This is a genomic window from Streptomyces sp. NPDC107765 (assembly GCF_055657085.1).
Genome location: NZ_JBVKBL010000016.1, coordinates 37,782 through 48,801, shown reverse-complemented (window position 1 = coordinate 48,801; position 11,020 = coordinate 37,782). Strand labels below are relative to the sequence as shown.

General features: G+C 73.6%; 13 protein-coding genes and 1 riboswitch. Of the genes, 7 read left to right on the top strand and 6 right to left on the bottom strand.

The genetic code is table 11. The features are described 5' to 3' along the window. Positions 1–8: 8 nt before the first annotated feature. Complete coding sequence (locus ACZ7MX_RS31580; protein WP_472137023.1) at positions 9–602, bottom strand: sigma-70 family RNA polymerase sigma factor; 594 nt, start codon at positions 600–602, stop codon at positions 9–11. Between the two features lie 49 nt (positions 603–651). On the opposite strand from ACZ7MX_RS31580, the gene ACZ7MX_RS31575 reads away from it, so the two are divergent. Next, positions 652–948 (top strand): zf-HC2 domain-containing protein, encoded by a 297-nt coding sequence (locus ACZ7MX_RS31575; RefSeq protein ID WP_472137021.1) that lies wholly within the window; start codon positions 652–654, stop codon positions 946–948. Between the two features lie 185 nt (positions 949–1,133). On the opposite strand, the gene ACZ7MX_RS31570 is transcribed toward ACZ7MX_RS31575, so the two are convergent. Continuing rightward, positions 1,134–1,898: a PE-PGRS family protein gene (locus ACZ7MX_RS31570; RefSeq protein WP_472137019.1), complete on the bottom strand. Its 765-nt coding sequence runs from the start codon at positions 1,896–1,898 to the stop codon at positions 1,134–1,136. A gap of 192 nt (positions 1,899–2,090) precedes the next feature. Between ACZ7MX_RS31570 and ACZ7MX_RS31565 the strand changes: the two genes are divergently transcribed. Then, positions 2,091–3,026: a Vgb family protein gene (locus ACZ7MX_RS31565; RefSeq protein ID WP_472137017.1), complete on the top strand. Its 936-nt coding sequence runs from the start codon at positions 2,091–2,093 to the stop codon at positions 3,024–3,026. Between the two features lie 89 nt (positions 3,027–3,115). Here the strand turns inward: ACZ7MX_RS31565 and ACZ7MX_RS31560 are convergent, their stop codons facing one another. Together ACZ7MX_RS31560 and ACZ7MX_RS31555 are read right to left on the bottom strand one after the other, a co-directional pair. After that, positions 3,116–3,331 (bottom strand): ferredoxin, encoded by a 216-nt coding sequence (locus ACZ7MX_RS31560; protein ID WP_472137015.1) that lies wholly within the window; start codon positions 3,329–3,331, stop codon positions 3,116–3,118. Between the two features lie 8 nt (positions 3,332–3,339). Next, positions 3,340–4,530, bottom strand: coding sequence for a cytochrome P450 (locus ACZ7MX_RS31555; protein WP_472137013.1), 1,191 nt, complete (start codon positions 4,528–4,530; stop codon positions 3,340–3,342). Between the two features lie 117 nt (positions 4,531–4,647). On the opposite strand from ACZ7MX_RS31555, the gene ACZ7MX_RS31550 reads away from it, so the two are divergent. The 3 genes from ACZ7MX_RS31550 to dacB all read left to right on the top strand — a co-directional run bounded on the left by ACZ7MX_RS31550 (position 4,648) and on the right by dacB (position 7,715). Next, positions 4,648–5,283 (top strand): TetR/AcrR family transcriptional regulator, encoded by a 636-nt coding sequence (locus tag ACZ7MX_RS31550; RefSeq protein ID WP_472137011.1) that lies wholly within the window; start codon positions 4,648–4,650, stop codon positions 5,281–5,283. 242 nt (positions 5,284–5,525) lie between these two features. Beyond that, on the top strand, positions 5,526–5,966 hold the full coding sequence (locus ACZ7MX_RS31545; protein WP_472137009.1) for a hypothetical protein: 441 nt from the start codon (positions 5,526–5,528) through the stop codon (positions 5,964–5,966). Positions 5,967–6,068: 102 nt separating this feature from the next. Then, entirely contained in the window at positions 6,069–7,715 is a 1,647-nt protein-coding gene (dacB, locus tag ACZ7MX_RS31540; RefSeq protein WP_472137007.1) for a D-alanyl-D-alanine carboxypeptidase/D-alanyl-D-alanine endopeptidase, read from the top strand. Between the two features lie 37 nt (positions 7,716–7,752). Here the strand turns inward: dacB and ACZ7MX_RS31535 are convergent, their stop codons facing one another. Then, positions 7,753–8,172: a PPOX class F420-dependent oxidoreductase gene (locus ACZ7MX_RS31535; protein WP_472137006.1), complete on the bottom strand. Its 420-nt coding sequence runs from the start codon at positions 8,170–8,172 to the stop codon at positions 7,753–7,755. Positions 8,173–8,349: 177 nt separating this feature from the next. Between ACZ7MX_RS31535 and ACZ7MX_RS31530 the strand changes: the two genes are divergently transcribed. Continuing rightward, on the top strand, positions 8,350–9,129 hold the full coding sequence (locus tag ACZ7MX_RS31530; RefSeq protein WP_472137004.1) for an SDR family oxidoreductase: 780 nt from the start codon (positions 8,350–8,352) through the stop codon (positions 9,127–9,129). 98 nt (positions 9,130–9,227) lie between these two features. On the opposite strand, the gene ACZ7MX_RS31525 is transcribed toward ACZ7MX_RS31530, so the two are convergent. Continuing rightward, the gene (locus tag ACZ7MX_RS31525) at positions 9,228–9,545 is read right to left on the bottom strand and encodes a hypothetical protein (protein WP_472137003.1); all 318 of its coding nucleotides are present in this window, start codon (positions 9,543–9,545) and stop codon (positions 9,228–9,230) included. Positions 9,546–9,707: 162 nt separating this feature from the next. Here ACZ7MX_RS31525 and ACZ7MX_RS31520 point away from each other — a divergent pair, with 162 nt between their 5' ends. Next, a complete protein-coding gene (locus tag ACZ7MX_RS31520; RefSeq protein WP_472137001.1) occupies positions 9,708–10,865 on the top strand; it encodes a hypothetical protein in 1,158 nt (385 codons plus the stop codon). A 61-nt stretch (positions 10,866–10,926) separates the two neighbouring features. Next, positions 10,927–11,014: riboswitch (ZMP/ZTP riboswitch) on the top strand. Positions 11,015–11,020 lie beyond the last annotated feature (6 nt).

Below are 11,020 nucleotides of genomic sequence, written 5' to 3'. Positions count from 1 at the left end.
CCCGGCCCTCAGGCCACCGCGCCCGCGAGCGCACCCGGACGGTCGGCCGGCTCCGGCCGTTCCGCCTCCGCCAGCAGCGCCACCAGCGTCTCCCGGGCCCGCGCCACCCGGGACCGTACGGTCCCGACCGGGCAGCCCATCACCCCGGCGGCCGCCGCATACGGCAGCCCCAGCACCTGGGTGAGCAGGAACGCCTCCCGCCGCTCCGGCGCCAGCGCCGCCAGCAGCCCGGTCAGCGCGATGCCCTCGTCGAAGCCGGGCACCCCGCGCGGCTGCGCCCGCTCGGCCGCCGCCTGCCAGTCGTCGGTCGCGGCCAGCCGGGGCCGCACCGCGTGCGACCGGAACCGGTCCGCCACCACCCGCCGGGCGATGGTCAGCAGCCAGGTCCGGGCCGACGACCGGCCCTCGAACCGCGGCAGACTGCGCAGCGCCCGCACGTAGGTGTCCTGCACCAGGTCGTCGGTGGCCTGCGGATCGCCGCTGAGATGCGTCACATAGCGCCGCACGTCGAGCTGGGTGGCCCGGACGAACTGCTCGACGGCTCGCTCGTCACCGGTCCGGGCGGCCAGCGCCCAGCCGGTCACCGCCTCGTCATCCCGCATTCCGCGACCGCCCCTCGCCGCCGGTCCGCGCTTCGGAGAGGATGGCGGTATGCACTGCGCGCCCCTCCGTACGGCCCTCTCCGCCCGTCTCGACGGGGAGGAGCTGCCACCCGGCCTGACGCCACGCCTGCTCGACGAGCATCTCGCCGGCTGCCCCGGCTGCCGGCGCTTCGAGGCACAGTCCCGTGCCCTGTCGGTGCGGGTCGCGCACGCGCACGCGGCGGCCGGGGACGACCCGGCGACCGTCGAGGCGCTGCTCGCCGGGCTGCGGTCGCGGCCCGTACGGCAGGAAGGGGCCGCACACGCCCGGGAGGAGGGACGTACCGGAGGTGCGGCCGCGGGCTGAGGCCGCCTGGGCGCCCCGAGCGACGGCCGTGGACACGGGCGGCGTCGCCACCGGCATCCGGACACGATTGATCATCTGGAGTCCTTCGCATGATCCGGCCCCGCACGCGGCGGTGACCGGTGAAGTCGGAGCAGGGGACATGAGCGCCCGGCGCCCGTCCCCGACTCGGGAATTCGGCCGTGCTGTCAGCAGACAGCCGGCTCATGCGGCGGACCCCGCAGCGACAACGCGTGGGCCAGCAGGAGTGTGCGCACGGACCGGCGCGGCTCCTGACGCGCGGCACGTACGGCGGGCGGCACGGCGGGCAGCACGATCCGCAGCACCAGCGCCAGCGGCGCGAACAGGCGGGCCGACACGCTCCGGACGAGGCGGAAGGCGGCCCGCTCACCGCCCCACAGCCACCAGGCGCTGAGCAGCGCGACGAGGAGGTGGGCGGTCAGCATGCCGGCCGCGCTGCCGTGCGCCGCACCGCCCGGATGCGCCATCCCCGCCATGCCCGGCATCCCGGCCATGCCCGGCATCCCGGCCATGTCGTGTGTTCCGCCGGACGTCCCGTGCACCGCGGTCATCTGGCGGCGCATCAGCCGCATCATCTCGGCGGTGTCGCCCCCGGAGACCGGCAGTTCCCCGGCGCCGCACAGCAGGCTGTCGGCCCACCGCCGGACCAGCGGCAGCTGCCCCCCGCCGGAACCGGCCATCGCCTGGCCGAGGGAGAAGGCACTGTGCAGGGCGGCCTGGGTGCCGACGGTCAGCAGGCCGACGAGCAACGGCCCGCGTTCCCGGCCCGCGACGCACCAGGCGCCGGCCGTGGTGGCCGCGCCGGCGGTGAGCAGCATCCACCCGGGCACCGCCGTACCGGACATCACCGAGTGACCCAGCGCGGCGAGCAGTACGCAGACCACGGCGAACACCGCGGCCCGAAGCCCCCTGAGTACCTGCCCCGCAACCATGACGGGCCCATCGTCGCACTCCGCTTCCGACGCGGAACGCCTGGGTCAGTGTTTGTGACGATCCGTCAGAATCCCGACCGGCCCCCTTCTCTCGAAATGCCTTGCCGGCCGGGCCGCTTCATGACATCCTGTCGTTAACGCAACTAAAGTAGCAATAAGTAGTAGGCAGTGATGAGCAGCAACACGAGACCTGTGCCCCGACGTTCCACCCCCCGTACCCACCTCCCCGCCCCCTCCCTTCCTCGCCTATCGGTCGCCGCCTCCGTCTCCGACACCGCCGCCGGCCCGTACGCGATCGCCGCCGGGCCCGACGGTGCGCTGTGGTTCACGCTGGTCCACGCGGGCCGGATCGGGCGGCTGACGCCCGACGGCCGGCTCGACCAGTACGCCCTCGACGCGCCGGCCTGCGGACCGTCGCTGATCACGCCCGGACCCGACGGCGCCCTGTGGTTCACCCGGGCCCGGGACCACCGGATCGGGCGGATCACGGTCACCGGCGAGGCGACGTCGTTCGCCGTACCCACCCCGGGCGGCGGCCCGTTCGGCATCGCGGCCGGGTCCGACGGCGCGCTGTGGTTCACACAGATGCACGGCGACCGCATAGGCCGCCTCACCCCGGACGACGGCCGGGTGACCGAGTTCCCGCTGCCGGTGACCGGGGCGTTCCCGTCGGCCCTCGCCGCCGGGCCGGACGAGGCGCTGTGGTTCACGCTCCACCAGGCCAACGCCGTCGGCCGGATCGGTCTCGACGGTGCGATCACCCTCCACCCGCTGCCGACCGAGGCCGCCGGGCCGGTCGGCATCACCTGCGGTTCGGATGGCGCCCTCTGGTTCGTCGAGATCGGTGCGGGGCAGATCGGCCGCATCACGACGGACGGCAGGATCGACGAGTTCCCCCTCCCGGACCGCGCGGCCCGGCCACACGCCATCACCGCCGGTCCCGCGGGCGGCTGCTGGTTCACCGAATGGGCCGCCGGCCGCATCGGCCACCTCACCCCGGACGGCCACCTCCAGGAGTACGACCTGCCGGACCGCGGGGCGGAGCCGCACGGCCTGGCATTCGGCCCCGACGGTGCGCTCTATGTGGCCCTGGAAACCGGGCAGATAGCCCGGATGGAGCCGAGGTAGGCACCGGCCGTCCGAAGCGTCGTCCGTAACGGTCCGGTGGGGCGCGGCCGACAGCCGTGCCCCACCGGTGCCGTCCGGCGGTCACCGCCTCAGGGGCGCGGGCCGAGGACCTCTCCGGAGGCCCGTACGGTGATCGCCATCGCGGGGCAGACGTCGGCCGCGTCGAGGGCGCGCTCGTCCTCCTCGATCCGGTCGCGCAGCGGCCGGGCGTGCGCACCGTCGAGGGTGAAGAGGTCCGGTGCGATGGCGGCGCACGAGCCCGACGCCATGCATAGCTGCGGATCGATCTCGATCTCCCACGTCATCGGCGCACTCACCACCCCACCGGCAGGACCCGGGGGCCGCGTACCAGCATCTGCGTCTTCCACTCGACATCGCCGGCCACATGGAGTCCGGGGAAGCGGGTGATCAGGGCGCCGATCGCTTCCTGGAGTTCCAGCCGGGCCAGCGGGGCGCCGAGGCAATGATGGACGCCGTGCCCGAAGCCGAGGTGCTGGTTGCCGGTCCGGGTGATGTTCAGCGTGCCGGGCGCGTCGAAGCGCAGCGCGTCGCGGTTGGCGGCGCCGACCGCGACCAGCACGGGTGTGCCGGCCCGCACCAGTGTGCCGCCGACATCGATGTCCTCCGTGGCGTAGCGGGCCTGGCCGGCGCCGCTGCCGAGCGGGACGAACCGGAGTAACTCCTCGACGGCGCCGCCGATCAGCTCGGGCCGCTCGCGCAGCAGAGCCAGCTGGTCCGGGTGGTCCAGCAGCGCCAGCACGAAGTTGGGGATCTGGGTGGCGGTGGTCTCGTGCCCGGCCACCAGGATCCCGATGCACAGGTCGACGAGCTCCAGCTCCGAGAGCCGGTCACCGGTGTCCCGGGCGTCGATCAGCGCGGTCATCAGGTCGTCCCGCGGAGCGCGCCGGTGCTCCTCGATCAACTCCCGCATGTAGGCGCGGAGTTCCTCCTGATTGGCATCGAACTCCTCGGCCGTCAGCGAGCTGGTCGACAGCGCGGCATCGCTCCACACCCGGAACTTCGGGCGGTCCTGCTCCGGTACGCCGAGCAAGCGGCAGATCACCGCGACGGGAATGGGCAGCGCATAGCGGTCCACGAGGTCGGCCGGCGGCCCGGCGGCCTCCAGCTCGTCGAGCAGTTCCCGGGTCAACTGCTTGACCTGCGGCCGGAGTTTCTCGACCTGCCGGACCGTGAAGGCCTTCGCGACCAGGGTGCGCAGCCGGGTGTGGTCCGGCGGGTCCATGCCCAGGATGCCGCTGTCCCGGCGGCCCTCGGACTGCCGGGGCTCGTCGTGCTTGGCGCTCTCCGCACGGCTGAAACGCTGATCGCCGAGGACGAACCGGGCCTCCGCGTAACGGGTGACGAGCCAGGCCGGTTCGCCGTAGGCCAGTTGCACCTTCAGCAGCCCCGGGCGGTCGCGGACCTGCTCGTAAGCGTCCGCGAGGTCGAGGCTCTCGGCGACATTGAAGGGGTAGGAAAGGGGTGCTGTGTCGGCTGTGGTCAAGGTGACCTCCCTTGTGTAAGCACCTGCTTACACAAGGTATGACGCTCCCTCGGAGCGGTCAACGACGCATCGGCGCCGTCATCGTGACGGGCCGACGGAGAGGAGCGTGACACGACGATGGGGGAGACCTCCCAGCACGGCACGGACGGCACCTGCCGCCGGGACGCCCAGGGCACCCGGCGGCGTCTGCTGGACGCCGCGGCGGAGCTGTTCGCGGAGCGGGGGTACGAACGGGCGACGGTACGGGACATCGCGGCCCGCGCGGGCGCCAACCAGGCCCTGCTGTTCCGTTACTTCGGCACGAAGAAGGCGCTGTTCGGCGAGGTGATGGCGCGCGGCGGACAGGAGCAGCTGCGGACCACCCCCGCCGACCGGCTGTTCGAGGTCGCACTGCGCGGCATGCTCGCCGGCGGCGGCGGTCCGGGCGCCGACCGTTCCCTGGAGGTGTGCCTGCGCTCCATCGGCGGCAGCGACGAGATCGCGGACGCGCTGCGCGGCCTGGGGGAGGAGTACGCCGAGGTGCTCGCCACCCTCTCGGCGTCCGACGACGGCGGACTGCGCGGCGATCTGGCGCTGTCCTGGCTGCTGGGCATCGGTCTGATGCGGGTGGTGGTCGGCAAGGAGCCGCTGGCGAGCGCCGACCCCGACACGGTCTGCACGCTCGCCGTCGGAGCGCTGCGGCACCTCCTGGAGCAGTTGCCGGCTGACGGGACGACGGCTGACGGGACGACGGCTGACGGGACGACGGACTGACGGGCCGGCGGACCGAAAGGGGAGACGCGCGGGAGGAGGCGGGGGGTGAGGGAGCGGCCGTGAGGGCGCGGACGCGAGGGCGCGCGCCCGGAATGCACCCAAAGTCATTCGTGCCGTTTGCCCCATTTCATACTGCGTTCCGGTGATTCCTCGGCGAGTCGCATGTCAAGGGGCAAAACCCTCCTTATCGTCGCGTATGCAGAGAATATTCATTTTCTGCAGAGTCGAGTGAAGGTGGAAACATGCTCCGTTCGATCCCTCGCGGCCTCGCAGTGGCCGGCCTGACCGCGGCTGCCCTCGTGGTACCGACGGCCGGCGCCGCCACCGCCATGACCGCGCCCCCCAGCAGCGCCCAGCCTCCCCTGTGCTCCTCGCAGCGCTGCGACGAGGGTCACCACGGCAACCGGCACCCCAACCGACACCACGGCGGGCACAAGGGTGTCCACAAGGGCGCCCACAAGGGCGTCCACAAGGGCAAGGGCCGCCTGGGGCACGGCGGCCACGACGGCTACGACGGCTACGACCGCGACGGCCGCCGCGACGGCTACGGCTACGGCCGCAACGACGGGTACGACGGCTACGACCGTGGCTACGGCCACGAGGGCTACGGCCACGAGGGCTACGGCCGCGACGGCTACGGCCGCGGCGGCCTGCTGGGACTCGGCCTGCTCGGGCTCCTCTGACCCCCGTCAGGCAGTCACGCGCAGGAGGCCCGGGAAACACACCTCCCGGGCCTCCTGCATGCTCAACCGGCGGCGGTCCGCGCCCCTGTCCACGGAGTCTGCATGTCACCATCCGCCATCCGCAGCAGGAACCGCCGGCGCACCCTCGTCGCCACGGCCCTCCTGCTGTCCGCCGGCATCGTCCTCACCGGTCTCGTCCGGGAGACACCGCCGACGCCCACGGGTACGCCCACCGGCGCCGCCACCGCCGCCACCGCCGCCCCCGCCGACCGGGGCGGCCTCGACCCGCGCACCGCCGCCGTCCTGCGCAAACCCGCCTACCGGCACGCCCAGTGGGGCCTGTTCCAGCAGGACCCGCGCACCGGCAAGGTGATCCGGTCCCGCTACGCCGACCAGTTCTTCCTGCCCGGATCCACCGCGAAGCTCTTCGGTGTCAGCGGCGCCTGGCACACCCTCGGCGGCGGCCACCGCTTCGTCACCCCGGTGTACGCCGTCGGACAGCGCCGCAACGGCACCCTCAGGGGCGACCTCGACCTGGTCGCCCAGGGCGATCTGACCCTCGGCGGCCGGACCCGCAAGAACGGCACCGTCGCCTACACCACCGTCGACCACACCTACGCCAACCTCATCCCCGGAGCCACCCTCACCCCGCAGAACCCGCTGGCCGGCCTCGACCAACTCGCCCGGCAGGTACGGGCGGCGGGGATCCGGCGGGTCGTCGGCGACGTGGTCATCGACCCGCGGCTGTTCCGCCCCGACCCCGAACTCGACCCGGTCCCCACCCCACTGATCGTCAACGACAACGTCATCGACCTGCTGACCACTCCCGGCAGCGGCCCGGGCGCCCCCGCCGGCCTGGAGGTGCGCCCCAAGGTCGCGCCCTACCGGGTCACCTCCGCCGTCCGCACCGTCGCGGCCGGCCGGCCCGCCGACATCACCGTCACGACCTCCCCCGACGGCACCCGCATCCGGCTGACCGGCACCATCGCCGCCGGCTCCGCGCCCGTCCTGCGCATCGCCCCCGTCAAGGACCCAAACGCCTTCGGCCGCACCGCCCTGATCGAGGCGCTGGCCCGGGTCGGTGTCCAGGTCACCGCGCCGGCCGTCGGCCCCAACCCGGCCGCCCGGCTGCCCCGTTCGTACCGGGGCGCCACCACGGTGGCCCGCTACACCTCCCCGCCCTACGCCGAGTACGCCGAACTCATCCTCAAGGTCAGCCACAACCTCGGCGCGAACCTCGCGATCTGCCTGATGGCCAGCCACAAGGGGAGCACCGACTGCCAGGACGGGTTCCCTGTGCTCGCCGCGTTCCTCGACCGGGCCGGGGTCGACCGCCGGGCCGTCCAGCTCGCCGACGGCCGGGGCGGCAATCCGGCCGATCGGACGACCCCGCGCGCCCTGGCCCAGATCCTGACGTACTGGCAGCGCACCCCCGAGGCGCGGCGCTTCCGCGAGGCGCTGCCCGTCCTGGGCGTCGACGGCACCCTCGCGGACAACTGCCGGCACTGCCCCGCCCGCGGCAAGGTCTTCGCCAAGACCGGGACCGTGGCCGGCGCCGACTTCCTCAACGACCGGATCGCCGTGGGCGCCGAGACCGTCGCCGGCTATCTGGACCGCGGCAAGGGCCGGTTCGACGTGTTCTTCGCCGGTGTCAACGGTGCCTCGGCACCGGACATCAACGGCGTCCTGGCCATCGGCGACGACGTCGCCACCGTCGCCGCCCACCTCCAGCAGCAGCGCACCGGCTGACGGGCGGACCCACCGGGCCGCCCGGCCGGCCGCGCCCTCAGCCGGCCTGGCTGCTGTCCTTCAGGCTGCCCCAGCCGTGCCAGCGCTCGACCTCGATCCAGGCACTGACCCGGCGCCGGTCCCGCTGCGGATACGGCTTGCCCAGATAGCGCTGCGCCAGCCGGTCGATGTCGGTCAGGTGCGCGTCGTCCCGGAGCTCGGACACCCGCCCGATCAGGGTCAGATGGGTGTACCAGTTGCCCTCGTCGAGCACGGTCAGCGTCACCCGCGGATCGTCGCGCAGGTGCTGGAGCCGCTTGCGGCCCTCGTCCATGTTGACCAGCACCCGGCCGTCGTCCCAGAGGTACCAGGTCGCGGTGGACACCGGCTGGCCGTCGGACCGCAGGGTGGTGATCACCGAGGGGTTGGGCTTGGCCAGCATCGTGGTGGCGGAAGCGGGAAGCGGTGGTTTCGACATCTCAAGCCCTCATCAGTTCGTGGTGGCTGCCGTCCCGGACGCCGTGCGGCGGCGCTCCGGCTCCTGGCGGAATCATGACGTCAGCGGAGCGGAATGTTCCGGAGGCGGGCGGCGTTCGGATTCCTGATCATGCGTCTGCCCGGTCCGGCCCCGGACCCGATGAGGAAAGGACCGCCCATGCCGCTCCCGTCCACCACCCCAGGCGCCGCACCGCCGCCCCCGGGAGAGCCGACGCGGGGCGACGAGCTGCGCGGCCGGGTCGTCGTCCTCATCGGCGGCGCCAGCGGCATCGGGCTGCGGGTCGCCCACCAGGCCGTCGCGGCCGGCGCCCGGGTCGTCCTCGGCGGCCGTACGCCCGACAGGCTCGCGGCCGCGGCCGAGGCGCTCGGCGACGCCGCCGACTGGCACCCGGTCGAGGTGACCGACCCCGGTTCCGTCGCCGCCTTCTTCGGCCCGCTCGACCGCGTCGACCACGTCTTCACCACCGCCGCGAACTACCGCGTCGGCCCGCTGCGTGAGCTCAGCGACGAGGACGCGGCGAGCCCCTTCACCTCCAAGTTCTGGGGCCAGTACCAGGTCGTCAAGCACGCGGCGCCGCTGCTGTCCGAGGACGGCTCGGTGGTGCTGATGTCCGGCGCCGCGGGCGCCCGGCCCCCGGCGCCCGCGCCCGCCTACGCCGCGTGCAACGCCGCGATCGAGGGACTCGCCCGGGGTCTGGCCGTCGAACTCGCCCCGGTCCGCGTCAACGTCGTCTCGCCCGGCACCGTCGACGGCAACCTCTGGGCCGGGCGCCCGGCCCAGGACCGCGAGGCCGCCTTCGCGCAGTACCGCAGGGACACCCTGCTGCACCGGCTCGGCACCGAGGACGAGATCGCGCACGCGGTGCTGTTCCTCTTCACCAACCGCTACATGACCGGCTCGACGCTCTACCCGGACGGGGGGTACACCCTGCGGTGAGGCCCGGCGGCCGCGGTGGAATCCGGCATCCGGGACCCGGCGTCAACACGGCGGACCGCTCGGGCGGTCCGCCCGCCCGGCGTCCCGCCCGCCGCGGCTCAGGCGTCCTGGTGCGCGGGCCGGGCCGCCGGCACCTGCCGCCGGGGCGGCAGCACGTCGGGCGCACGATGCGGCCGCAGCGCGGTGAGCGCGGTCTCGGTCTCCTCCATCAGGGCCCGGTAGGAGACCAGCCGCTGCCACTCCGGATCGGCGACTCCGGGTACCGTGGCCGAGCGCTCCGTCCACAGGCGCACCAGCGCCGCGTAGACGGGGGTCTGCCGGGTGATTTCCGCGGTGATCCAGCGTGGCGTGGCCGCGGGGCGGGGGAGGAACGTGTGACCGTGACCTGCGACGGTGCCGGAGGTAGGGGCGCTCATGGCCGTAGAAACGATTCTTCCGGCCTGGGGTCACTGCGTATTTTTGCGGCTGCCCGCACAGGAGTCCCGGCGGCATGGGGTTAAACCCCTCGAATATCACCTCATGCAGTGATCTATGGCCGGGAAGCGGACCAATCCGGACGAAAAAACGTTGTCGCTGTCATGGAACCGAGGGAGTTGTGGGAGCGCCACGCGGTACTCGCACAGGCGTTTTGCAGCAGCGATGACGAGGTCCGCCGGACGCAGGGACTCCTCGACGAGGCCGAGGCCCGCCGGTCCCGGACCCTGGCAGCCTTCGCCGTGACCGTCGGCAGCGACGCGGTGGTGGCGGACCTGCTCGGCCTGGACGAGCGCGAAGTGCGGCTGGCCCGCCGCACGGTGGGCAAGGACGACGCCCGCGCGGTCGCCAAGAGCCTGCTCGCCGAACAGACCCCGGCGCGGGAGCAGACCACGGTACGCGAGCCGTCCCCCGACCGACCGGCCGCCGCGCCGACCGCCACCCGGCCCGCACCGGCACCGGCCGCCCCGGACCGCCCCGCGGCGGACCGGCCCGCGCCCACCGGGGCCACGCCCGGCACCCCCGCCGGACAGACCGGCGCGTCCCCGGTCACCCACGACCCGGCCTGGGCGCCGGCCCTCGACGCGGTCCTGATGACCAGCTGGCACACCGGGGTCGACCTCACCGCACTCGCCACCGAACTCGGCCTGGACGTACGGCTCCTGGTCGCCCGCGCCCAGCAACTGTCCACGGAGACCCGCCCCGCCCCGGCCGCGCCGCCCGACCGCACCGGCCGGCACCGGAGAATGGCCACCCTCCAGCCCTCCCCACCGACCGATGCCGGCCCGGCCGCCTGGCGCGAACGCGCCGACCGGCCCGCGTGGGACCAGTACGAACACGACACCTGGAAACAGCAGCCGTACCAGCAGTACCAGTCGTACGCGACGGCCCATCCCCAGCACACCCAGTACGCCGCCTCGGCCACGTCCACCGGCTACCACCAGTACCCCACCCACCAGCCCCACCAGAATCACCACAGCCACCAGGCCCACCAGCACCCCCACGACAGCCAGACCACCCAGACCGTTCAGACCCTCCACAACGGTCAGCAGCTCCAGCACGGGCACGAGCACTACGCCGGGTACCAGGACGTCCAGGAGTACCCCGGGTACGAGCCCCCGCCGGCGCCCTCCGCACCCCCCACCTGGGACGCCAACGCCATCACCGCCGCCCAGCACGACTGGGACGGCATCCTCAGCCAGTGGGAGGCCACCACCCCCACCACCCCGCCCCTGTCCGCACCGGGGCACGGAGCCACCTGACCGGCTCGCCCTCCGCCCCCGCGGCTCCTCACCCGTTCGGGTGGGCCGTCGTCTAGAGTGGACGGCGGGCCGTGACTGGCGCTTGGGTGGGGCACCACCGGGGAGCGGCCCGGCCACCACGGTCACTGCCGCGCGCCTGGGCGATCCACGACGAC